The organism is Streptomyces sp. NPDC048420 (assembly GCF_040651535.1).
Taxonomy (GTDB): Bacteria; Actinomycetota; Actinomycetes; order Streptomycetales; family Streptomycetaceae; genus Streptomyces.
Genome location: NZ_JBEZKG010000016.1, coordinates 77,484 through 101,374 on the forward strand (window position 1 = coordinate 77,484; position 23,891 = coordinate 101,374).

Annotated in this window: 17 protein-coding genes and 1 riboswitch; of the genes, 7 read left to right on the plus strand and 10 right to left on the minus strand. The window is 71.7% G+C overall.

The window, feature by feature from the left end:
* Positions 1–183: 183 nt before the first annotated feature.
* The 3 genes from AB0D34_RS29215 to AB0D34_RS29225 all read right to left on the minus strand — a co-directional run bounded on the left by AB0D34_RS29215 (position 184) and on the right by AB0D34_RS29225 (position 6,132).
* Entirely contained in the window at positions 184–1,314 is a 1,131-nt protein-coding gene (locus AB0D34_RS29215) for a VWA domain-containing protein (protein WP_362666813.1), read from the minus strand.
* 598 nt (positions 1,315–1,912) lie between these two features.
* Positions 1,913–4,720 carry a DUF5682 family protein gene (locus AB0D34_RS29220; RefSeq protein WP_362666816.1) on the minus strand — a complete coding sequence of 936 codons (2,808 nt, stop codon included), beginning with the start codon at positions 4,718–4,720 and terminating at the stop codon, positions 1,913–1,915.
* A 272-nt stretch (positions 4,721–4,992) separates the two neighbouring features.
* Positions 4,993–6,132 (minus strand): AAA family ATPase, encoded by a 1,140-nt coding sequence (locus AB0D34_RS29225; protein ID WP_362666561.1) that lies wholly within the window; start codon positions 6,130–6,132, stop codon positions 4,993–4,995.
* A gap of 157 nt (positions 6,133–6,289) precedes the next feature.
* Between AB0D34_RS29225 and AB0D34_RS29230 the strand changes: the two genes are divergently transcribed.
* A complete protein-coding gene (locus AB0D34_RS29230) occupies positions 6,290–7,645 on the plus strand; it encodes an SWIM zinc finger family protein (protein ID WP_362666564.1) in 1,356 nt (451 codons plus the stop codon).
* A gap of 41 nt (positions 7,646–7,686) precedes the next feature.
* Positions 7,687–9,297, plus strand: coding sequence for a DUF5691 domain-containing protein (locus AB0D34_RS29235; RefSeq protein WP_362666567.1), 1,611 nt, complete (start codon positions 7,687–7,689; stop codon positions 9,295–9,297).
* A gap of 198 nt (positions 9,298–9,495) precedes the next feature.
* Here the strand turns inward: AB0D34_RS29235 and AB0D34_RS29240 are convergent, their stop codons facing one another.
* Both AB0D34_RS29240 and AB0D34_RS29245 read right to left on the minus strand, forming a co-directional pair.
* Positions 9,496–9,912, minus strand: coding sequence for a cobalamin B12-binding domain-containing protein (locus AB0D34_RS29240; RefSeq protein ID WP_362666569.1), 417 nt, complete (start codon positions 9,910–9,912; stop codon positions 9,496–9,498).
* A gap of 294 nt (positions 9,913–10,206) precedes the next feature.
* Positions 10,207–10,452, minus strand: coding sequence for a hypothetical protein (locus AB0D34_RS29245; RefSeq protein WP_362666572.1), 246 nt, complete (start codon positions 10,450–10,452; stop codon positions 10,207–10,209).
* A 52-nt stretch (positions 10,453–10,504) separates the two neighbouring features.
* Between AB0D34_RS29245 and AB0D34_RS29250 the strand changes: the two genes are divergently transcribed.
* Both AB0D34_RS29250 and AB0D34_RS29255 read left to right on the plus strand, forming a co-directional pair.
* The gene (locus tag AB0D34_RS29250; protein WP_362666575.1) at positions 10,505–11,374 is read left to right on the plus strand and encodes an alpha/beta fold hydrolase; all 870 of its coding nucleotides are present in this window, start codon (positions 10,505–10,507) and stop codon (positions 11,372–11,374) included.
* 269 nt (positions 11,375–11,643) lie between these two features.
* On the plus strand, positions 11,644–13,149 hold the full coding sequence (locus tag AB0D34_RS29255) for a M23 family metallopeptidase (protein WP_362666819.1): 1,506 nt from the start codon (positions 11,644–11,646) through the stop codon (positions 13,147–13,149).
* Positions 13,150–13,194: 45 nt separating this feature from the next.
* On the opposite strand, the gene pcrA is transcribed toward AB0D34_RS29255, so the two are convergent.
* Positions 13,195–15,675, minus strand: a complete 2,481-nt coding sequence (pcrA, locus tag AB0D34_RS29260; RefSeq protein WP_362666578.1) for a DNA helicase PcrA — start codon at positions 15,673–15,675, stop codon at positions 13,195–13,197.
* Between the two features lie 63 nt (positions 15,676–15,738).
* Entirely contained in the window at positions 15,739–16,818 is a 1,080-nt protein-coding gene (locus AB0D34_RS29265) for a ScyD/ScyE family protein (protein ID WP_362666580.1), read from the minus strand.
* Between the two features lie 263 nt (positions 16,819–17,081).
* Positions 17,082–17,252: riboswitch (cyclic di-AMP (ydaO/yuaA leader) on the plus strand.
* A gap of 7 nt (positions 17,253–17,259) precedes the next feature.
* Between AB0D34_RS29265 and AB0D34_RS29270 the strand changes: the two genes are divergently transcribed.
* Both AB0D34_RS29270 and AB0D34_RS29275 read left to right on the plus strand, forming a co-directional pair.
* Complete coding sequence (locus tag AB0D34_RS29270) at positions 17,260–18,411, plus strand: NlpC/P60 family protein (RefSeq protein ID WP_362666583.1); 1,152 nt, start codon at positions 17,260–17,262, stop codon at positions 18,409–18,411.
* A 536-nt stretch (positions 18,412–18,947) separates the two neighbouring features.
* Positions 18,948–19,931 (plus strand): tellurite resistance/C4-dicarboxylate transporter family protein, encoded by a 984-nt coding sequence (locus AB0D34_RS29275; RefSeq protein WP_362666586.1) that lies wholly within the window; start codon positions 18,948–18,950, stop codon positions 19,929–19,931.
* Here the strand turns inward: AB0D34_RS29275 and AB0D34_RS29280 are convergent.
* On the minus strand, positions 19,909–20,262 hold the full coding sequence (locus AB0D34_RS29280; RefSeq protein ID WP_362666589.1) for a hypothetical protein: 354 nt from the start codon (positions 20,260–20,262) through the stop codon (positions 19,909–19,911). The genes AB0D34_RS29275 and AB0D34_RS29280 overlap by 23 nt on opposite strands.
* Positions 20,263–20,718: 456 nt before the next feature.
* Here AB0D34_RS29280 and AB0D34_RS29285 point away from each other — a divergent pair, with 456 nt between their 5' ends.
* Complete coding sequence (locus tag AB0D34_RS29285) at positions 20,719–21,780, plus strand: NlpC/P60 family protein (protein WP_362666592.1); 1,062 nt, start codon at positions 20,719–20,721, stop codon at positions 21,778–21,780.
* A gap of 3 nt (positions 21,781–21,783) precedes the next feature.
* Here the strand turns inward: AB0D34_RS29285 and AB0D34_RS29290 are convergent, their stop codons facing one another.
* Together AB0D34_RS29290 and AB0D34_RS29295 are read right to left on the minus strand one after the other, a co-directional pair.
* On the minus strand, positions 21,784–22,494 hold the full coding sequence (locus tag AB0D34_RS29290; RefSeq protein ID WP_362666595.1) for a response regulator transcription factor: 711 nt from the start codon (positions 22,492–22,494) through the stop codon (positions 21,784–21,786).
* Positions 22,491–23,783 carry a PspC domain-containing protein gene (locus AB0D34_RS29295; protein WP_362666598.1) on the minus strand — a complete coding sequence of 431 codons (1,293 nt, stop codon included), beginning with the start codon at positions 23,781–23,783 and terminating at the stop codon, positions 22,491–22,493. Before AB0D34_RS29295 ends, AB0D34_RS29290 begins: the two co-directional genes overlap by 4 nt.
* Between the last annotated feature and the right edge of the window lie 108 nt (positions 23,784–23,891).

Consider the following 23,891-nt stretch of genomic DNA (forward strand, 5'->3'; position numbering starts at 1 on the left):
GTCCTTCCGTACGACGGAACGAAGAGAAACGGAACGGAAGCGTGAAGACTGTGGAGACGCCGATCCTTGCACGGCGCGCCCGAGGTAGCGCAAGCCCCCTGTTACCGATGCGTAGTCATGTCCGTTTTGCTGGGCGGAGCCGCAGGTCACCGGGTCGACAAATCACCAGGGGGCGGCCTGGGTTCACGCCGTGTCCGGTATCGGAAGCGGCCGCTTCTCGATGGCCGCCGCCATCACCTCCGGGAACAGGTCGGGGGTGCAGGCGAAGGCCGGTGCGCCCAACGCTGCGAGCGCGGCGGCGTGTTCCCTGTCGTAAGCGGGCGCCCCCTCGTCCGACAGCGCGAGCAGCGTCACGAACTGCACCCCGGACGCCTTCATCGCCGCCGCCCGCTTGAGCATCTCGTCGCGTATCCCGCCCTCGTAGAGGTCACTGATCAACACCAGGACCGTCTCCGAAGGCCGGGTGATCTGCGACTGGCAGTACGCCAGCGCCCGGTTGATGTCCGTGCCACCGCCGAGCTGGGTCCCGAACAGCACGTCCACCGGATCGTCGAGCTGGTCGGTGAGGTCGACGACCGCCGTGTCGAAGACGACCAGCCGCGTGTCGATCGACCGCATGGACGCCAGCACCGCCCCGAACACGCTCGCGTAGACGACGGACGCCGCCATCGACCCCGACTGGTCGATGCAGAGAACGACCTCCTTCTTCACCGACCGGGAGGCCCGGCCGTATCCGACCAGCCGCTCCGGCACGATCGTCCGGTACTCCGGGAGGTAGTGCTTGAGGTTGGCCGAGATCGTGCGGTTCCAGTCGATGTCGTGATGGCGCGGGCGGTTCACCCGCGCACTGCGGTCGAGGGCGCCGGTGAGCGTGGCCCGGGTACGGGTCGCCAGCCGCTTCTCCAGGTCCTCGACGACCTTGCGCACGACGGCCCGTGCCGTCTCCTTCGTCGTCTCCGGCATCGCCTTGTTGAGCGACAGCAGCGTGCCGACCAGATGCACGTCCGCTTCTACCGCCTCCAGCATCTCCGGCTCCAGGAGCAGGGTGGACAGTCCGAGCCGGTCGATGGCGTCCCGCTGCATCACCTGGACGACGGAGGAGGGGAAGTACGTCCGGATGTCCCCCAGCCAGCGCGCCACGGACGGCGCCGACGCCCCGAGCCCCGCCGAACGCTCCTTGCCCGCCTGTCCCTTCCCGTCTCCCCGGCCGTAGAGCGCGGCCAACGCCCCGTCCATCGCGGCGTCCTGCCCGCTCAACGCACAGCCGGTCCCGTCGGCCGACCCCCCGCCGAGCACGAGCCGCCACCGCCGCATCCGCTCGTCGCCCGGGTCGGGGGTGGGGGTGTGGGTGTGGGTGTGGGTGTGGGTGTGGGTGTGGGTGTGGGTGTGGGTGTGGGTGTGGGTGTGGGTGTGGGTGTGGGTGTGGGTGGAGGCGAGGATTGGAGCGGGGAAGGAGGAAGGGTTGGCAGAGGGGGTGCCGGCCTGGTCTGCGGGGGAGCTGGACATCGGGGTCTGTGCCGAGCTCATGGCCGCTGCCCCTCCCACGCCACCATCCGTCCGCTGCCCGTCGGCCGAATCGGCGGCGTGCGCAGCGACCGGGACCCGGCCCGGGCCCGCAGCCACCGCCCCCTCCGCAGCGCTCGTCGAGAGTCCGTCGGCCTCATCGCGCATCGGATGCGCGGATGGTCTGGTTGCCGGGTCCGTCGTCTCCGACATCGTCAGTTCATCCGTCTCGGTCGTCATCGCCGTGCCCCCGTCCGGAACCGGTCCCAGAGCGGGACCACTGCCACCGCCGTCATCGCGCCGCGCGTCGCCCGGGCCCCGGTCCTGTGCCCGGGTACGCCGCCCTGCCCGCCCTCCACGGAGGCCGTCTCACCGGACCCGTCTCCCGGTGTCCGCGGTGCCTCGGTCGTCATCCCGCCACCCCCGCAAGGTCGTTGTCGTCGGCGTTCGCCAAGTCGTCTTCGTGTTCGTCGTCCAGGCCGAGCAGCAGCCGCACCACCGGCAGCACGGCGTCCGCGCGGTCGCCGTCGAGGGCCGCTCCGAAGCCCGGTATCCCGGAACCGGCCCCCGTCGGGCTCCCCCGCTGCCCCGGACCCCGCCGGACCAGTTCGCCCAGGGTTCGGCGCACCCCGGGCTCGTACGCCGAGAACGTGCGCCGCAGCAGCGGCAGTACATCGGTGAACGCCTCCGCCGGAACCCCGGTCAGCCAGGCGTCGACCAGGCCGAGCAGCCGCTCGTCGTGCACGAGGAGCATCCCGCCGCCGGACCCGCCTCCGACGAACCCCTCGATCCACGCGGCCGCATCTCCCGGCGCCGTCCCCGGCGACAGCACGAGCCCCATGAGCCGCGCGGCCTCGTCCTGCGCCAACTCCCCGTCGTCCAGCAGAAGTCGCACAGCCCGCCCCCGGATGACACCTGGCACGGTGTCCCGCCCGGAGAGCACCCTGAGCACAGTGAGCCAACGGCCCCGCAGCCCCCGGCGCGCCGGAGCCCCGGCGTTCCCCCCACCGCCGTCTGCAACCCCCTCCACCGGTACGGCAGCGCCCTGACTCCCAGGACGTTCCTGTCGCGGTACTGCCAGAGCCCCTTCCCCCGAACCTTCCGGCCCAGGACCAGCCACAGCCCCGCCGCCCCAACCCTCCAGCCTCCGCCCAGCCACAGCCCCGTCCCCCGAACGCTCCGGCCCAGGACCAGCCACAGGCGCGCCCTCCGAGCCCTCCGGCCCAGGACCAGCCACACTCCCGCCGCCCGAGCTCTCCGGCCCGGGACCAGCCACAGCCCCGCCCCCCGAACCCTCCGGCCCCGGTACGGCCGCGGTCGCCCCCTCCCCCGGGGCCGTCGTCTCCCCCAGCAGCCCCACCGCCCCGTGCACCGCGTCCACATGGCGCCGCATCTCCTCGGCCGCCTCGGCGTCGAGCGCGGCGCAGGCCGGGGGCAGGCCGACGAAGACCCGTTCGGCGAGACCCGCGGCGACCTCCGCGAGAGCCCCGGTGGTGGTGCCACGCACATCGCCGTAGCGCAGGGAGCGGACGAGGGCCGGCAGGGCCTGCGCGAGGTGTCCGACATCCGCGTCGAGCGCCGCGCGGTCGGCGAGGATCTGCATCACCGTGGGCAGGGCGTCCGGGAGTTCGGCCAGCAGACAGCGCTCGGCGAGGGCGGTGACGTCGGCGAGGCCGGACGCGGAGACAGCGTCCGCCTCCACCCTTGCCGTCGCGGCGGCGAGCACGGTCGTGCCCCACACTCCCGCCTCGGCGACCCGTACCGACAGCTCCGGCTCCCACCGCAACCGCCAGGTCTCCCGGAAGGTGCCCGTACTCCCCCGCGAGGCCGCCGGCTCCCCCCACGCCACACCCAGCAGCCGCAGCCGGTGCAGCAGCCTGCTGCGCTCGGCGTCGTTCTCCTTGCGCAGGTCGAGCTCCAACTCCCGCTCCAGCGCCTCCGGTTTGAGCCGCAGCCGCCGCTGGATCCGGTCGAGGTCCCGCTGCAACGGCACCGCGGGCGCCGTCCGCGGCACCTCTCCCAGCACGTCCCCCACGACCAGCCGGTCCTGCACCAGCGCCAACGGCACGTCGGAGCCCTCGCACATCACCGCCCGCACGGCGTCGGTCGTCTCGCTCAGTCCGGGCAGCGGGCGGCCCCGCATCGCCGCGAGCGTCTCGGCCAGCCGTACCGCCTCGATGACGTGTGCCGACGACACGATCCGGTCCTCGTCCCGCAACAGCCCCGCCACCTTGGTCAGCCACCGCTCGACCGGACGGTCCGGCGTGCGGAAGAGGTGCCCGTACCAGCCTGGCGAGTCGATTCCGGCGCCGTACCCGCTGCGGCGCGACAGCCTGCGGTGCGTCCACGGCACCCACGTCATGTCCGCCTTGACCTTGGCAAGCCCCTTCAGCAGCGCCTTGTCGGCGGCGACGGTGGTCCGGTGCCGCAGCGCGGGCACGTGCCAGGCGCCGCACACCACGGCCACCTCGTCCCCGAACTCGCGCCGCGCCGCCCGCACCTGGAGCCGCATGTACGCCTCCCGCACGAGATCCCGGTCGTGTCCGCCGGTCCCGTAGGTCTCCCGCAGCACCCCCATCGCCTCTTCCAGCACGGTGAACGGCTCGAAGACGTCCCCCGCTCCCGCTCCCCGGTGCTCGACGACGTCCTCCCACCACCGCTCCGGATCGTCGTAACCGGCGGCTTCGGCGAGCACACCGAGCGGATCGACGCGGACGGCCGCGCGGGTGGCGTGGAGATCGTCCGAGTCATCGGTGTCGTGCGCTTCCGGCACTTGGTCCGCTTCCGGCACTTGGTCCGCTTCCGGCACTTGGTCCGCTCCCGGCACCTGGGCGGTCGGCTCCTCCTCCGAGTCCCTCCCCCAGGCCAGGGTGTGGGTGGCCGGCAGGTCGATGAAACGGGCCGGGACCTCGTGTTCCAGCGCCCAGCGGATCGCCACCCACTCCGGGGAGAACTCGGCCAGCGGCCAGAACGCCGAACGGCCGGGCTCGTCCACGGCATGGGCGAGCAGCGCGACCGGCGGACGCATCTCCTCGTCGGCGGCCAGCGGGATCAGCGCATCGGCCTCGGGCGGCCCCTCGATCAGCACGACCCCGGGCCGGGCCGCGTCCAACGCCGCCCGCACGGACCGCGCCGACCCCGGCCCGTGATGCCGCACACCGAGCAACAGCGGCCACGCGGCACACTCCCGGTTCCCCGGGCCCGCTCCCCCGGCCATGCTCCCGCTCTCCACCTCATCGACGCCCGTCACACCGTCCCCCTCCCCTCCGAGGCCACTTGGAGTCGTCCTCACCGACCGTCCCCATACCGATCCCGATCCCGTCCCGCTCAAGATCTGTCACGCCCGTCCCCCTTGGTTCGGCTTGCTTCCCCGCCCCTCGGCAGCCCGCACCGACACTGCTGCGACCGCCCCGAACACCCCACGCGCACGCGCGCCCACGAACGACCGGCCACCGCCCGCCCCTTCGACGGCCCGCCCCAGCTCTTCGTTCACACACTCACCTCGCGGCAAGCCCGGTAGAAGTCCTTCCAGCCGTCCCGCTCGCGAACGACCGCCTCCAGGTACTCCTGCCAGACGACCCGGTCAGCCGCCGGATCACGGACGACGGCGCCGAGGATGCCCGCGGCGACGTCGCCGGCCCGTAGAACGCCGTCGCCGAAGTGGGCGGCGAGGGCGAGCCCGTTGGTGACGACGGAGATCGCCTCGGCCGTCGACAGCGTGCCGCTGGGTGACTTCAACTTCGTATGGCCGTCGGACGTGATCCCGTCGCGCAGTTCACGGAAGACCGTCACGACACGGCGGATCTCCGCGACGCCGTCGGGCGCGGCCGGCAGGTCGAGGGAGCGGCCGATCTGGTCGACGCGTCGGGAGACGATGTCGACCTCGGCCTCGACGCTCTCCGGCAACGGCAGCACGACCGTGTTGAAACGGCGGCGCAGGGCGCTGGAGAGGTCGTTGACCCCGCGGTCGCGGTCGTTGGCGGTGGCGATGAGGTTGAAGCCGCGGACCGCCTGCACCTCCTGGCCCAACTCCGGTATCGGCAGCGTCTTCTCGGACAGGATGGTGATCAGCGAGTCCTGCACGTCGGCCGGGATGCGCGTCAGCTCCTCCACCCGGGCCGTCATCCCTTCCGCCATGGCCCGCATCACCGGGCTGGGCACGAGGGCGTCGCGGCTCGGGCCGTTCGCCAGCAGCTGCGCGTAGTTCCAGCCGTAGCGGATCGCCTCCTCCGGTGTGCCCGCCGTGCCCTGCACAAGCAGCGTCGAGTCACCGCTGACCGCGGCGGCCAGATGCTCGGACACCCAGGTCTTCGCGGTGCCGGGCACGCCCAGCAGAAGCAGGGCGCGGTCGGTGGCGAGGGTGGTGACGGCGACCTCGACGAGACGGCGCGGGCCCACGTACTTCGGAGTGATCACCGTGCCGTCCGGCAGGGTGCCGCCGAGCAGGTAGGTCGCCACCGCCCACGGCGACAGCTTCCAGCGGGTCGGGCGCGGACGGTCGTCCTGCGCCGCCAGCGCGGTGAGTTCAGCGGCGAAGGCGTCCTCGGCATGCGGCCGCAACGCCTCGGCCGACGCTCCGGGCTCTTGCTGCTTCGGTTCCACGGTCGTCGGTTCAACAGACACAGACATGGCTGAGGCCCCCTCCAGCTCGGCCGGTTCGGATCTGTCACCAACCGTGCACCACGCCACTGACAATGCGATCCGACCTGCGGAAACGTACTCACGGGGGCCGGAGCGGCCGTCGGCCCGAGGCCGATTGTCAGTGGGGGGATCTACCTTCGATGACATGACTCAGCAGGGGGTGCGCTGGACGGCGGATCAGGTGCTGGCACTGGCTCCTGACGCCGCCTCACGCAAAGCGGGAAGCAAACTCGGCGCGGCCGGTCCGTGGTCCGAGGCGGGCAGTTCCGAGGAGGGGACGCTGTGGGGGTTGTGCAAGGGCAGCGGCAGCAAGCCGTATCAGACGGTCATCGACATCGCGGACGCCGCGGGGCCCGCGTACAAGTGCAGTTGCCCGAGCCGCAAGTTCCCGTGCAAGCACGCCCTCGGGCTGCTGCTGCTCTGGTCGGGCGGGGAGGGCTCGGTCCCGCCGGGGCCGGCGCCGGACTGGGCGGAGCAGTGGCTGGAGGGGAGAAGGAAGCGCGCGCAGGAGAAGCGGACGGCTGGGTCGGCCGGTTCGGGCGCCGAGTCCGGTGATCCGGAGGCGGCGCGGCGCAGGGCGGAGCGCCGGGCCGTGCGGATCACGGCGGGGGCGACAGAACTGGAGCAGCGTCTTGTGGATTTGCTGCGCGGCGGCCTGGCCGGGGCGGAGCAGGCGGGGTACGGCATGTGGGAGGAGACGGCGGCCCGCATGGTCGACGCCCAGGCGCCGGGACTCGCCGCCCGGGTGCGGGAGTTGGGGGCGATCCCGTCGACCGGACCTGGCTGGCCGGTGCGGCTCCTGGAGGAGTGCGCCCTCATCCACCTTCTCGACCAGGGCTGGCTGCGCCGCGAGCGGCTGCCTGACGGTCTGTCGTCGACCGTCCGTTCCCGGATCGGCTTGTCCGCATCGGCGGACGGCCCGCCGCTGCGGGACCGCTGGCTGGTCCTCTCCCAGTACGACACCGCGGACTCCCGTCTGACGACCCGGCGCATATGGCTGCACGGCACCGACTCGGGCCGCACGGCACTGCTCCTCTCCTACGGCGCCGCCGGTCGCGCCCCCGAACTGGCCCTGCCGGTGGGGCTGGAGCTGGAGGCGGAGGTGTCCGTGTACCCCGGTGCCGGGCAGCTGCGGGCGGCCCTCGGCGAGCAGTTCGCACCGCCCGCTCCCTCTACGGCCCGGCCGCCGGGAGTGACGACGGAGCAGGCGGCGGCCCGCTACGGCGAGGCAATGCGCGACGACCCCTGGCTGGACTCAGTCCCCGTGACCCTGGACCGGGTGATACCGACGCCGGACGGGGACTCCTGGCAACTGGCGGACGCCGACGGCGATTCGGCGCTGCCGCTCACGGCCGCCGCCGGCTCCCGCCCCGGCCTGTGGCGTCTGGTCGCGCTCTCGGGCGGCGCCCCGGTCAAGGTCTTCGGCGAGTGCGGCCACCGTGGCTTCACCCCGCTGACGGCTTGGCCGGAAGGGGCGGGCGAGGCGGTGCAGTTGTGCTGAACGGAACGGCTCAAGGACCCGACCGGACGGAAAGGAACCGTATGGACCAGCTCTCCGCTCCCGCGCCTGACGCCTGGGAGGAGCTCGTCACCTCGGCCCTGCTCGGCACCGCGCGCCGGACACCGCCCGGGGTGACGCCCGGCCCCGAGGCGCCGGTGGCGTTGCTGGACGCGGCGGCCGTGGCGACCGTACGACGACGGGCCGGGCTCAGGCCGGCGCGCGCGGCACAGCGGCCGCAGCCGGCAGCCGAGGACCCGCGCCCGCCACTGCCCGCGGCGGCGGCCCGCCGGCTCTCGCTGCTGCTCGCCGACCGGTCGGGCGTCGGCGGTGGCGGGCGCAGGGGCACGGCGCCGGACCTGATGGAGCTGCTGCCGCAGTGGCTCTCGACGGCGAACGCCCGGGGTTATGCGCCGCCTCCGCAGCTGCTGCCCGCGCTGCTGGACGCGGCCCGGGGGCGTACGGACCTGCGGCAGGCGGCGCTGGCGCTCGCGGGGCCGCGTGCCACCTGGCTCGCCCGGCTGAACCCGGACTGGCGGTTCGCTCTGCGCGCGACACCCGGCGGTGGCACGGCGCTGCCGCCCGCCGAGGACACCGCCGGGACCCAACGGCTCTGGGAGGAAGGACTGTTCGCGGAGCGGGTGGCCCTGCTCGCGGCGATACGGGCCCGGGACGCCGGCGCGGCGCGCGAGCTGCTCGCGACGACCTGGGCGACCGAGCGGGCCGAGGACCGGCTGATGTTCCTCGACTCACTGCGGACGGGTCTGGGGGCGGACGACGAGCCGTTCCTGGAGCAGGCGCTTTCCGACCGGAGCCGGAATGTACGGGCCACGGCGGCGGAGTTGCTGTCGGCACTGCCGGATTCGGCGCTGGCGGCACGGATGGCGGTCAGGGCCGGGGCGTGCGTGGCCGTGGACCACACGCAGAACGCGACGGCGATCGTCGTGGAGGCACCGCACGAGTGCGATCCGGGCATGGAGCGCGACGGCGTCGTACCCAAGCCGCCTTCGGGGAGGGGAGAACGGTCGTGGTGGCTCGGGCAGTTGGTGGAGGCTGCACCGCTGGGGGTGTGGCCGGGGCGGCTCGGCGGGCGGACGCCCGAGGAGATCGTGGCGTTGCCGGTGGCGGACGACTGGCGCAACGAGTTGCACGCGGCCTGGTGCCGGGCGGCCGTGCGGCAGCGCGACGCCGTCTGGGCGCGGGCGTTGCTCGGGACCCCCGCGGCGCCGGAGGCCGGGGGGCCGGGGGCGGTGTCGCTGGCCGAGCGGGCGAAGCTGCTGAGCACGCTGGGCTCCGCCGAACGCGCCGAGTGGGTGGCGGGGTTCATCGCGACGCACGGCTTGTCCGAAGCGTTCCAGCTGCTCGGGGTGTGCGGGGTGCCGTGGGCCGCTCCACTGGGTCGGGCGGTGGTCGACGCGCTCAACATCGCCCGGGACGCGGGAAGCTATCCGTGGAGTTTCAGTGGGGTGATGGGGCTGGCGGAGCGGTGTCTCGATCCGTCCGAGGCGGGGCGGATGGAGGCGCTCATGGCCGTGCCGGACGAAGGGGAGGACGCGAGTCCCGGGGCGGGGGGTTACTGGGCGGAGGCGTTCCAGCGGCTGGTGACGACCTTGCGGTTGCGGGCGGCGATGGCGGAGGAGCTGGGGGGCGCGTAAGGGGGGCCGCGTTGTGCCGTCCGGCGGGTGCGGGTTCGTCGTGGCTGGTCGCGCAGTTCCCCGCGCCCCCAGGTTGGTTCCCGCCAGGTCGGCGGGAACCCACCGACCTCAGGGGCGCGGGGCCGTGACATCAGCGGCTTCGCCGCGGGGCGCGACCAGCCCCCACCAGCCGACAGCCGGTCTCCCACGCGCGGCCCCCTACGCCCCCGTCGGCTGCTGCACATTCGCCCGCACCCAGTCCACGATCGACTGAGTCGTCGCGCCAGGCGTGAAGATCTCCGCGACCCCCTTCTCCTTCAGGAGCGGGATGTCGGCCTCCGGGATGATCCCGCCGCCGAACACCAGGATGTCCTCGGCGTCCCGCTCCTTGAGCAGGTCGATCAACGCCGCGAACAGCGTGTTGTGGGCGCCGGAGAGGATGGAGAGGCCGATCGCGTCGGCGTCCTCCTGGATCGCGGTGTCGACGATCTGCTCGGGAGTCTGGTGGAGGCCGGTGTAGATGACCTCCATGCCCGCGTCCCGCAGCGCCCTCGCGATCACCTTGGCTCCGCGATCATGGCCGTCGAGCCCCGGCTTGGCCACCACCACGCGGATCGGACCGGATGCCACACCCATCACTGCCTCCATGAAGCGACTGCGTGCATTCCTACCGACTGGTACCACACCGGGCGGGAATGTGAACGAACGTTATCGCCACCAGCCCGCAACCGGCAGTTTCACGGGGTACGCCGAGGGGGAAATCACAAGATGGGACACGTTCGGGAGCCGCAACGAGGTCGCCGCACCGCCGCGCCGCAGACCGCGCGTCACGGCGGTGCGGCGCATCGGCGACGGCACGAAGGGCACGTAGGACAGGTAAGGCACGACAGCGGGGAGCCTCGTCGCCACACCGACTGGGCGGCTCGTACGTCATCGGCGCACCACCAGCACCACCTGCACCGCCAGCACCATCCGTACTACCGGCACCACTGGTACTACCGGCACTGTCGGCCCGGCCGGCACCGTCAGCACAGCCAGCACCACCCGCACCACCGGTTCCGAAAGCTCCGCCGGATCACCCGGCAGCTGCGGAGCCCGCGCCGCTCGCCCCACCCATCCCCCGCGCGCCACTCGCGCCGCGTCGAGGTCGACCACGACCTTCGCGCGACTTCCCATGAGCGCACACGGGGGACGGAGTCGTCCTCCGTGTGCCGACAGGAGGTCGGCCATGAAGGTCACCAAGGCGGCTCTGCCTTTTCTCCCGCTCTGCCAGCGTCTGCTCCCCGGCAGGCTGGCGGGACTCTCCCTGGCCCTTCTGAAGGCGACCGCCCTGGAGATCGCGATCCTCGCCGGGCATCTCCTCCTCTACCCCTCCGGCATCACCCAGGAGCGCCGCTCCCCCCTGCCGTCGCTCCCCGCACCGGAGGACGGCGCCGCACAGCTCCCCACGGAGGCCAAACCCCCGGTCGTCCTGCTGCACGGCTTCATCGACAACCGTTCGGTCTTCGTGCTCCTGCGCCGCAGCCTCGCCCAGCACGGCAGGCAGCAGATCGAGTCACTCAACTACTCCCCGCTGACCTGTGACATCCGCACCGCGGCGGAGCTGCTCGGCCGGCACATAGAGGGAATCTGCGAGCGCACGGGCAGCAGCCAGGTCGATGTCGTCGGGCACAGCCTCGGCGGCCTGATCGCGCGGTACTACGTGCAGCGCCTCGGCGGCGACCACCGGGTCCGCACGCTGGTGACGCTCGGCACCCCGCACTCCGGCACCCGGGTGGTGCCGCTGGCGAACGCACACCCGATCGTGCGCCAGATGCGCCCCGGCTCGGAGTTGCTCGAGGAGCTCACTCGGCCGGCCCCGGGCTGCCGTACGCACTTCGTCAGCTTCTGGAGCGACCTTGACCACCTGATGGACCCGCTGGAGACCGCCTGTATCGACCATGAGGACCTGCTGGCACAGAACGTCCGGGTGAGCGGGATCGGACATCTCGCCCTGCCCGTGCACCCCGCCGTCGCGGCCGGGATACGGCAGGTACTCGACAGCGCGCACAGCGGAGAGGAGCGGGCCGGCCGCACAGGGGGACTGACCGTGGCGTAACGGTCGTATCGGCCATCGGGCACAGGCCGCCGACAGCTCGTCGACAGCCACCGGACCACGGACCGGCATCGAACAATCTTCGAACACAGGGCCAAACTCGCGCCCGCAGTCCCCCGAAACACAGCCGAATGCCCGTTTCCTGCGCGCCCAAAACCAGTTGAAGATTGTCGCGCCCGCATACCGCCGGGTACAGTCGCCGCACTGCTCTGGCAGCCCCTGTTGTCGAGGCGAAAGAGAAGTTGGTGAACGACCGTCACCCGTCGGGGACAATGACCACCCCGGCTCCGGCTTCCGACGCCGACTCGTCGCACTATGCGTCGTACGGCACCCAGGAGGCCCAGTACGGCGACTTCACCACGCACGGCGCCTACGACACCACCGGTTTTGACGCCGGCGCCACCGGCGCGCACGCCACCGGCGGCTTCGACACGGACCCGCTGTTCGGCAACATGCCGGGCGACAGCACCGGTTCGTACGACGCCACGACGTGGACCACCGGCGGGCACCAGACCCTGAACTACGACATGTACGCGGCCCAGCACCACGCCGCCTACGACACCGGCGCGTACGACGCCACGCAGTGGGGCGCCGGCCAGCAGCAGCTCTCCGCGATCCCTCCGCAGGCGAACGGCCCCGACACCAGCGGTCAGTGGGACGCGAGCAGTTGGACGCAGCACGACCAGTCCGCGGGCCCGGCCGACCAGACCCAGCACTGGGAATGGGGCACGCAGGCCTTCGACACCGGGGCGTACGACGCCACGCAGTGGAACTCCGACGGCACCGCCGCCGACCCGCAGCCGACGGCCGCCTTCGAGCAGGCCGGGTACGACGGGGCCCACACGTACGACGAGAGCCACGCATACGACCAGACGGGCCCTTACGGCAACGCCTACGCCGAACACACCGCGCACGACGGCGAGTCGGCCGCCACCGGCGAGATGCCGGCCGTGCACGACGCCGACGCGCCTCTCCTCGACGAGCAGGAGGACCCCGCCGCGGCCCCCGCACCCGGGTCACGCGTGGCCGCCCGCAACGCCGGGCGCTCCCGCCGCCGTATGCCCGCCAAGCGCTCCGCGCTGCTGACGATCGCCGTCCCCTCGGCGTGTGTCATGGGCGTCGCGGGGATCGCCGCCGCCTCGGTCGGCACCCTGACCGGTGGCGACCAGGACACCTCGGCGACCGCCGCGGAGACGACGTCCGTCAAGCCGTCCGCCGCGAACAACAAGCTGGACACACAGCTGGCGAGCCTGTCGGCCGGCGCCGACGACTTCGCCGACCGGGCCAGCCGTACGCAGGAACGAATCGACCTCAAGGCCCAGCAGGTGGCCGAGAAGAAGAAGGCGGCGGAGGAGGCGGCCCGCAAGGAGCGGCTGCGTCCGAAGTTCGCGCTTCCGGTCGCACAGCGCGGTCTCAGCGCCTACTTCGGCCAGTCCGGTATCAACTGGATGTCCGTCCACACCGGTATCGACTTCCCGGTCTCCTACGGCACCACCGTGATGGCCGCGACCGACGGCGTCGCCCGCACTCAGTGGAACAGCGCCTACGGCAACATGATGGTCGTGACCGCGAAGGACGGCACGGAGACGTGGTACTGCCACCTCTCCAGCTACCGCGTCGCCTCCGGTACGACGGTCAAGGCCGGCGACCCGATCGCTTACTCCGGCAACTCCGGCAACTCGACCGGCCCGCACCTGCACTTCGAGGTGCACCCGGCGGGCGGTTCGGCCATAGACCCGCTGCCGTGGCTGCGCAGCCACGGGCTGGATCCGACGTAACCCCTCGGGCCCAGCGCCCTTCCTGAACTGTCAGACCTACCTGGGCTACAGCTTCTCCACCGGCGCGTACCGCAGCAGCAGCCGCTTCGGCTTGGCCTCCCCGAAGTCGATCGTCGCCTCGGCGTTCGCTCCCGTGCCCTTCACCCCGACCACCGTGCCGAGCCCGAACTGGTCGTGGGTGACCCGGTCGCCGACGGCCAGCGCGACCACCGGCTTCTCCGAAGTCCTGCGCGTCGCGAAACCGGACGCGCCCGACGCCGAGGAGCGCGAGCGGGAGGACGACAGCGACGCGGCGACCCCCGAGACCGGCCCCGCGGGGGCGGCGGTCGGACCCGTGCGCTTCCAGTCGACATGCTGCGCCGGGATCTCCTCCAGGAAGCGGGAGGGCGGGTTGTACGACGGCTGCCCCCACGCGCTGCGCAGTGAGGACCGGGTCAGATACAACCGCTCACGCGCGCGCGTGATGCCGACGTAGGCCAGGCGCCGCTCCTCCTCCAGCTCCTTGGTCTGGCCGAGGGCGCGCATGTGCGGGAAGACGCCGTCCTCCATGCCGGTGAGAAAGACGACCGGGAACTCCAGGCCCTTGGCGGTGTGCAGGGTCATCAGGGTGATGACGCCGGAGCCGTCCTCGTCCTCGTCCGGGATCTGGTCGGAGTCGGCGACCAGCGCGACCCGCTCCAGGAAGTCGGAGAGCGAGCCCGTCTCCTCACCCTCGCCGGACTCCTGCTCGAACTCCAGGGCCACGGCGGCGAGTTCCTGGAGGTTCTCGATACGGGTCTCGTCCTGCGGGTCGGTGGAGGCCTGCAACTCGGCGAGGTAGCCGGTGCGTTCGAGGACGGCTTCCAGGACGGTCGCCGGGCCCGCGCCGGACTCGACGATCGTACGGAGCTCCTCCATCAGCACGTTGAACCGCTTCACGGCGTTGGTGGAGCGCGCGGCCATGCCGTACGCCTCGTCGACGCGCTTGAGGGCCTGCGGGAAGCTGATCTTCTCGCGCTGGGAGAGGGCGTCGATCATCGCCTCCGCGCGGTCGCCGATGCCCCGCTTGGGGACGTTGAGGATCCGGCGCAGCGGCACGGAGTCCTCCGGGTTGGCGAGGACCCGCAGGTAGGCCAGGACGTCCCGGACCTCCTTGCGCTCGTAGAAGCGGACGCCGCCGACGACCTTGTAGGGCAGGCCGACGCGGATGAAGACTTCTTCGAAGACACGGGACTGGGCGTTCGTACGGTAGAAGACGGCGACGTCGCCGGCCTTGGCGTCGCCGGCGTCGGTGAGACGGTCTATCTCGTCGGCGACGAACTGCGCCTCGTCGTGCTCGGTGTCGGCGACATAGCCGGTGATCCGCGCGCCCGCGCCCGCGTTGGTCCACAGGTTCTTGGGGCGCCGGGACTCGTTGCGCTCGATGACGGCGTTGGCGGCGGTGAGGATCGTCTGGGTGGAGCGGTAGTTCTGCTCCAGGAGGATCGTCGTCGCGTCCGGGTAGTCCTCCTCGAACTGGAGGATGTTGCGGATGGTCGCGCCACGGAAGGCGTAGATCGACTGGTCGGCGTCACCGACGACACAGAGCTCGGCGGGCGGCAGGTCGTGCTCGCTGGGCGGTACGTCGACGGGGTGCTCGGAGGTCCCGACCAGCTCCCTGACCAGCGCGTACTGGGCGTGGTTTGTGTCCTGGTACTCGTCGACGAGGACGTGCCGGAAGCGGCGGCGGTAGTGCTCGGCGACATCGGGGAACGCCCGCAGCAGATTGACCGTCGTCATGATCAGGTCGTCGAAGTCGAGGGCGTTGGCCTCGCGCAGCCGCGACTGGTACATGGCGTAGGCCTGGGCGAGGGTCTTCTCGAAGCCGTCGGTGGCCTGGGCGGCGAAGTCCTCCTCGTCGATCAGCTCGTTCTTCAGGTTGCTGATCTTGGCGCTGAAGGACTTCGGCGGATACCGCTTGGGGTCGAGGTCCAGGTCGCGGCAGACCAGGGCCATGAGCCGCTTGGAGTCGGCGGCGTCGTAGATCGAGAAGGAGGAGGTGAAGCCGAGCTTCTTCGACTCCCTGCGCAGGATGCGTACGCAGGCGCTGTGGAAGGTCATCACCCACATCGCGTTGGCGCGCGGGCCGACGAGCTGCTCGACGCGCTCCTTCATCTCGCCCGCGGCCTTGTTGGTGAAGGTGATCGCGAGGATCTGGCCCGGGTGGACATGGCGCTCGCCGAGGAGGTGGGCGATGCGGTGGGTGAGCACCCGGGTCTTGCCGGAGCCGGCGCCGGCCACGATGAGCAGCGGGGTGCCGGAGTGCACGACGGCCGCGCGCTGGTTCTCGTTCAGCCCCTCCAGGAGCGCGGCCGGGTCCACCGCCGGGCGTGGGGCGCCGTCGCGGTAGTAGGCGTCCCGGTCCGGGGGCAGGTCGAACTTCCCGCCGAACAGATCGTCCGGAACGGGTTCCGGTCCGTGCTCGTCCTCGGGCGGCGGCGGTTCTTCCCCATGGGCCCGAGGGGCTTGGAGGTCCGCCAGGAAGCTGTCGTCAAAGAGGCTGCTCATCGCTCTCCGAGTCTAGGGTGCCCCACTGACACCCCGCCGCCGCCCTGAGAACATCCACTCGGATCAGAACCCGAGGATCTTCCAGACCTGGCCTCCCGGTGTCTTCCTGCCCTCCATGACGGTGCCGTCACGGTCGGCGATCGACCAGGCCGAGACGTAGACCTTGCCGTCGTAGGGGTCGACGGCGACGCCCGCCGGGAACGGGACCTTCACCTGCGTGCGCTTGCCGTGCGAGACCTTCGTCACGACGCCGGCGAAGAGCTGGCTGACGTACAGGTCGCCGTCGTCGTTGAAGGCGATTCCGCTGATCGAGCCGAAGCCGGACTTCCAGCCGAGGATCTTCCCGGTCCAGGGGTCGACCTTCCACACGCGCGCGGTGGGCTTCGCCGCCTCGCCGTTCAGCTCGCCGACATAGAGCTTGCCGTCGGGCCCAAGGGCGAGGGAGGTCGGCACGGACTGGTTCCTGTCGTGGTCCGGGAAGACCGTGAAGGGCCGCGCCTTGCCGTGCCGCGAGACCACGACCAGGTCGTTCCCCGCCGCGTCCGCGACGATCTTCCGACCGTCGGGCAGGGCGAGGACGGCGTACGGATTGGACTCGACGGAGGCCTTGTGCGGGTTGTACTTCAGCTCCACGGCGGTGATGTCGGCGGCGATCCTCGCCTTGCCGTGTCCGACGCGCAGCAGCTTGCCGAGCGTGTTCCAGGGCGGCTTGGTCGGCACCCCGGCCTCCGGCGGGGCGTAGGTCTCGACGCCCCAGACCTGGCCGTGGAGAGCGGAGACGCCGTCCACCCCGGTCGCGAAACCGCCGTCGGGGGCGGCGCCCGACGGGAGCCCCTGCACCACCCTGCGGTGCTTCCACGCGCCCCCGTCCCAGTAGATCTTGGTGACCGCGGAACTGAGCCCGATGCAGGTCTCGCCCTCGGGACCCGCCCCGACGCACTTCCTGCCGCCCCGGCCCGCTTCGGCGACGTACACGTGACCGTCGTCGTAGGAGAGCTGGCGCGGGTTGTCGAGGCCTTTGGCGATCACGCGGATCACCGGCTTGCCTCCGCCGTGCCCGGCCGTCGCCGCAGCGGGGGCGATGCCCGCGGTGGCGGCGAGCGCGACCGACGTGGCGACGACGAGTCCTGTGCGCATTCTCATGGCCGTACCCCTCCAACCGGCCGCGGCACCCCACCGCGGCTGGCTGGAAGTTAGACCCAGGAAGCGGGCGGACGTCGTCACTCCGGCGAAAATACGCCCAAGTCGTGGCAGATCACTCCGGATTGGCCACGCGGGGCAATGTTTGGGGCCAAGGTCACGAAAATGTATCGGGCATATCGAACATCAACCTTCACACGGACCACACCGGTTGGCTACCGTTCCAGGCAGGCCGTACGACCCCCTCCGGCGAACCTCGCCGGGCCGCACGGCCTCCGCCGAGTCCGCAGCGCCGCCGTGCGCCCGGAGCCGGGGACCCACCGAACTTGGGGTGAATCGGCCGACTCCCGCGCAGGGGAGGGCCGTAGGGCAAACCTTCCGAAGCACTTCGCCCGAACCCGACAGCTAACTCGGTAGGCGGAGCATTGGAAGGAGTCGCCTCCCTTGGCGTCGCACCGCAAGTCGCGTCCCGCTGGTACGCGCGTAGCAGGCATACGGACCCCGGCCCTCGCGACGGCCGCCCTCACCTCCGTGGCCCTGCTGTCCCAGTCGGCGAACGCCGCGCCCGCCGATGACAAGCCGAGCCTCGAAGAGGTCGAGAAGAAGGTCGACGACCTCTACCGCCAGGCCGAGTCGGCGACCGACAACTACAACGCGGCCAAGGAGAAGACGACCAAGCAGCGCAAGCAGGTCGACACGCTCCTCGACGACGTCGCCCAGCGCACCCAGAAGCTCAACGAAGCGCGCGAGGAGCTCGGTTCCTTCGCCGCCGCCCAGTACCGCACCGGCGCCGCCGCGCCCGACACCGCGACCTTCCTGCTCTCCGACACCCCGCAGGACTACTTCGACCAGACCCAGCTGATGGGCCGCTTGACGAGCCGCCAGAAGGGCGCGGTCGACGACTACGTCTCCGAGCAGTCCGAGACGATGAAGAAGCGCCAGGAGGCCTCCCAGAGCCTTCAGACGCTCACCGAGACGCAGAGCGACCTGAAGGCCGCCAAGGCGACCGTCCAGAAGAAGCTCGCCGACGCGCGCGACCTGCTGTCGGAACTGACGGCCCAGGAGAAGGCGCGGCTCGCGGCGATCGAGAAGGAGAAGCAGGAGGCGGCGGCCCGCAAGGCCGCGGAGCTGGCGCAGCAGCAGGCGGCCGCGGAGAAGGCGGCCCAGCAGGAGAGTTCGACCGGTTCGAGCACGGGCACCAGTACCAGCACCAGCACGGCGACCGATTCCTCGTACGCCACCAAGGCCGCGAAAGCTCTCGCCTTCGCCCGCGCGCAGATCGGCAAGCCGTACGTCTGGGGTGCCACCGGCCCCGACTCCTACGACTGCTCAGGGCTCACCCAGGCCGCCTGGAAGGCCGCCGGCGTCGACCTCCCCCGTGTCACCTACGACCAGGTGAACGCCGGCACCACGGTCTCCCTCGCCGACGCCCAGCCCGGTGACCTGGTCTTCTTCTACGACGACATCAGCCACGTCGGCCTCTACATAGGCAACGGCATGATGATCCACGCCCCGAAGCCGGGCGCGTACGTCCGCGAGGAGTCGATCTACTACGACGGCGAGTCGGCGATCCACAGCGTGGTACGGCCGGCCTGAGACGCCGCCTATAGGGTGCCTCTCGCGATCGCGCCCTATAGGACGCCTCTCAGCACGAGACGTCCCTCGTGCGCGCGCGTGCCGTGCGGTCGAGGAGCGCGCGTCCCGGATTCGGCGTGCGCCAGAGTTCGGGCTTACGCGGCGGTCCGACGTGTGACAGGGGTTCAGTGGGCGCAACGACTCCGGCACGCGCCAGATGGGCGGCCTCTTGCCAGAGGGGCCGGGTGGCGTCACAGACCGGCACGACAAAGATCAGAGCGCGCCACACCTCCCACCCGCGCCAGACAGGCCCGCCCCTGCCACAGGGACCCGGCGTGCACTACGACCCGGCACGCAACAGGGATCGGCGTGCGTCAGAGGCGGCCCTGCTCCCGTGTCCCATGTCCGGAACTCCCGTGTCGGATGTCCCGGCACTCCCATGTCGGATATCCGCACCCGCACCCGCCCCTGACCCGCTCCTGCGCTCGCGCGTATTTCCGTGCGCGCGCGTGCGCGCCCCGCTCGCACGGCGCGCGGAGCTTCCTAGCATCGGGCCCATGGCCGGCACCTCCTCCCGCTCCCCCCTGCGCGTCTGGTGGACGCAGCGACCGCCTGCCGCCGGGGCCGCCGTGATGGCGACCGGCATCCTGTCAGTCGGGCTGCATCTGACCGGCTACGAGACGCTGTCGCGGATCGCCCTGGTGATCGGCTGCGCGGCCTGGCTGGGACTGGCCGGCGACTTCGCCGTACGGCTGCTGCGGGAACGCGCGCACTGGGTCGCGGAGGCCGAGACGCCGGGCGCGCTGACGGCCGTGGCGGCGACCACGGTGCTCGGCACCCGGTTCTCCGCGCTCGGTTGGCAGACCCTCGCCGAAGCGCTGCTGGCACTGAGCGCGCTGCTGTGGCCGGTACTGCTCGTGCCCGTCGTGCGCCACTGGACGCGGCGGATGCCCGGCAGGGTGTTCCTGGGCTGCGTGGCCACCCAGGGCCTCGCGGTCCTCGGCGCCACGCTCGCCGCGGCCGAATCGGCGGCCTGGCTCGCGCACGCCGCACTCGTGCTGTTCTGGCTCGGCCTGGTCCTCTACGGCATCGCGCTCTTCCGCTTCGACCTGCGCCAGGTGCTGGAGGGACCCGGCGACCACTGGATCGCGGGCGGCGCGCTCGCCATCTCGGCGCTGGCCGGCGCGAAGCTGATCGCCGCCGACAGCGCGCGCCTGTACCTGTGGAACGACGACGACCACGGCGTCCTGCGCGCGGTCACCGTCGCCCTGCTGGTGCTCGACCTGGCCTGGTACGCCGTACTGCTCGTGGCCGAGTTCCTACGCCCGCGCCCGCGTTATGACGTGCGCCGCTGGGCCACCGTGTTCCCGATGGGCATGACCGCGGCGGCGACCCTGGCCGTCTCCGCCGCCGTGGACATCTCGTGGCTGAAGACGCCGGGTGAGGTGCTGCTGTGGATCGCGGTGGCGGCCTGGCTCGCCGTCGCCGCGGGGGCGGTCGCCGAGGCGCGCGCGGCTCTCAGGTCCACAGCACCGCGATGAAGATGTTGGCCGTGGTCAGCGCGCCGACCAGGCCGAACAGACTCTTGTCGACCTTCTCGTCGTCCCGCTTCACATAGACGAGGCCGAGGATCACGATCAGCAGGGCCAGCTTCACGCCGATCTTGATGTTGTTGACGTGCTGGTCGTCGGCCTGGTTGAGACCCACCAGGATCACCCCGGTCACCAGCATCGTCGCTGCGCCGTGCAGCATCGCGGGGACGAACCGGGCGGTGCCCTGGCCCATCGCCTTCATCTGCGTGAGGAAACCGCCGAGCAGCGAGGCGATGCCGATGATGTGCAGGCCGACGAAGAGATGGATGAGTACGTCCATGAGGTCGGAGCCTATGCGGGAGCGCCCGAGGCATCCGCACCGCCCCCTCGCGTAGATCTTGCATATATGCGGCCCATAGCACTCCGTACCGCCCATGGGCCCGAAAATCCCGACTTCGGTCAGCGCCTCGCGCGAAGTCGACGGCGCCGACCCGGGATCCCGGTCACCTTCGGTCACCTCGCGGTCCCCTGGCGGCAGTTCCGCACAATGCGTTACCTCCCGGACACGGTCAGGTTTAGCGTCCTCCACCAGGTGACCGGCTCCCCACCGCCGCCCGGGCCAGGGGCGGCAGTCGGCCACCACCGCCGAGAAGGTCCGGCGGCGGTCCGCTCCCCCTGTGCAGGCCGCCGCCGGACGCGCAAACCGCCCCCGGGCGGTCGTACGGCCGCTTCCCCCTGGCGTCGTACGGCCGACGAACCCCGGGGCGGGCGGTCGACGAAAGGACGTGCAGTCCACGTGGCAGCGCACCGCAAGCCCCGCCAACGCTCGGCCGGCGGCCATACGGTCCGTACGGCAGCGACCATCGCCCTCGCGGGGGCGGCGACCGCGACGGGCTTCGACGGGACCGGACACGCCGAGCCGCAGCTCACGCCGGCGCAGGTCAAGGCGAAGGTGGACCAGCTGTACCAGGAGGCGGAGGCCGCCACCGAGAAGTACAACGGCGCGAAGGAGAAGGCGGAGGCGGCCGAGAACCGGCTCGGCACCCTGCAGGACGAGGCGGCCCGCAGGACGGAACGGCTCAACGAGGCGCGGGACGCGCTGGGTTCGATCGCCACGGCGCAGTACCGCGGCGGCGGACTCGACCCCGCGATGCAGCTCGCGTTCTCCGACGATCCCGACCGCTATCTGGACGGCGCCGAGTTCGCCGAACGGGCCGGTGCCCGCCAGGCGACCTCCGTGGCGAACGTACGCCGACAGCTCAGGGAGATCGAGCAGTTGCGCGGGGCCGCGCACATCGAGCTGACCTCGCTGAAGTCACGTCAGGCGGAGCTGAAGCGCCACAAGAAGACGATCACCGGCAAGCTGGACGCGGCCCGCCGACTGCTGTCCCAGCTACCGGCCGAGGCAGGAACGGGGGCCGGGGCGGACGGGACACGCGCGTCACGGGCCTTGACGGGCGCCCGCGACGAATTGACATCCCCCGGCGCGGCCACCGCCGAGGCGCCCAACTCCCGTGCCGCGGCGGCCGTTTCCTACGCCCACTCCAAGCTCGGCAGCCCCTACGTCTGGGGCGCCACCGGCCCGGACGCCTTCGACTGCTCGGGCCTCATCCAGGCCGCCTACCGCTCCGCGGGCATCTCCCTGCCCCGCACGACCTACGCCCAGATCGGCGCCGGGCAACGCGTCTCCCGCTCCGAACTCCTCCCCGGCGACCTGGTCTTCTTCTACTCCGGCATCAGCCACGTCGGCCTCTACATCGGCAACGGCCGCATGATCCACGCCCCGAACCCGTCGGCCCCGGTGCGGGTGGCCCCGATCGACGAGATGCCGTTCGCGGGCGCCACGCGCGTGGCGTGAGCGTCAGACCAGCCGCCGCGCCGTCGCCCACCGGGTCAGTTCATGCCGGTTCGACAGCTGCAACTTCCGCAGCACCGCCGACACATGGGACTCGACCGTCTTCACCGAGATGAACAGCTGCTTCGCGATCTCCTTGTAGGCGTAGCCGCGCGCGATGAGCCTCAGCACCTCCCGCTCGCGCTGGGTGAGGCGGTCCAGGTCCTCGTCCACCGGCGGCGCGTCCGTCGAGGCGAACGCGTCCAGGACGAAGCCCGCGAGCCTCGGCGAGAACACCGCGTCGCCCTCCTGGACGCGGAAGACGGAGTTGACGAGGTCCGTGCCGGTGATCGTCTTGGTGACGTAGCCACGCGCACCGCCCCGGATCACTCCGATCACGTCCTCCGCCGCGTCCGAGACGGACAGGGCGAGGAAGCGGACGGGCTGCTCGGCGTCGGCCATCAACGGGGCGCAGCGGCGCAGCACTTCGACCCCGCCGCCACCCGGAAGGTGGACATCGAGGAGGACGACCTCGGGGCGGGTCGCGGTGATGACGGTGACGGCCTGGTCGACGTCGGCCGCCTCCCCGACGACCTCCACGCCGGTCTCCTCGGTCCGGCCGATCTCGGCCTGGACTCCTGTACGGAACATGCGGTGGTCGTCGACGAGGACCACGCGCACCCGACGCTTGTCCGCGCCCCCGGTGGCCTCCGCCGTGCCGTTGCCCTCGTCGCTCATGACGTCTTCTCCGCCCTCTCCATCTCCAGCTCGACCTCCGTGCCGCCGTCCGGCACCGCGCGCAGCCGGGCCGTGCCGCCGTGGCGCTCCATGCGGCCGATGATCGATTCTCTGACACCCATCCGGTCGGCGGGTATCGAGTCGAGGTCGAAGCCGGGGCCGCGGTCCCGGACGGACACGAAGACCGTCCTGCCCTCGACTTCGGCGTAGACCTGTACGGCGCCGCCCTCGCCACCGTACTTGGCGGCGTTGACCATCGCCTCACGCGCGGCCTGCATCTGCGCGCCGGTTCTCTCGTCGAGCGGGCAGTCGCCGACGACCACGACCTCTATGGGGACGCCGTGCTTGTCCTCGACCTCGGCCGCGTTGCGCCGCACGGCGTCGGCGAGGTCCGTGGGTTCGTCGGCCTCGTCCTTGCCGGTGCCCTCGGGCTTGTAGAGCCAGGTGCGCAGATCACGCTCCTGGGCTCGGGCGAGGCGGCGCACCTCGCCCGCGTTCTCCGCGTTGCGCTGGATCAGGGTCAGGGTGTGCAGCACCGAGTCGTGGACATGGGCCGCGACCTCCGCGCGCTCCTGGGCGCGGATGCGCATCAGGCGCTCCTCGGAGAGGTCCTGGGTCATCCGGACGAGATACGGCCCCGCAAGGAGCGTTATCCCGACGAGGACCGCGAGGGCCGCCTGGAGGACGGAGCCGAGGTGCGCGGCGGAGCCCTGCAGGACGAAGACTCCGGAGACACCCGCGGTGACCAGGAGGACACCGCCCGCGGCCCGCAGCAACGTCAGGGTGCGCCGGCGGCGGCCCACCTCCATCCAGCGGGCCCGGCGGGCGTTGTCCGCCTGACGCCAGACCAGGGCGACACCGGCGCCGACGAGGACGGCGGGCCAGAGGTAGGCCCTGGCGCCGTTGCCCACGTTGACATTGCCGACGAAGACCATGGCCACGACGACCATGAGGAGGAGAGCGACGATCTGGCCCTTGTCGGGCCGGCGGGTGACGAGTCTGCGGCGGCCGTCCGGTGAGGTCTCGGTGGAGACCAGGGACGGGGGCTTCTGCCCGCCGACCCCTCCGACGCCGAGCGGCACGAAGAACCAGAACGCGGCGTACAGCAGGGCGCCGAGTCCGTCCGCCATGAACAGGCCGACGAAGACCAGCCGCAACCAGATCACGGGCAGGCCGAGATGTCCGGCGAGCCCCCGCGCCACACCACCCAGCCAGCGTCCGTCACTGCTGCGGTAGAGCTTGCGCGGCGGCCGCGGTTCTACGAGTGGCGCTGCTGCGGCTTCCGGCATGCCATCGATGGTCACACGGCGTGGGTGCGGGGGCATCAGGGTTCGCCCCCGAGACTCCCCTGATCTTCGATCGGCGCGCCTTCCGAACGCTTCCCTCGCCCCTCTCAG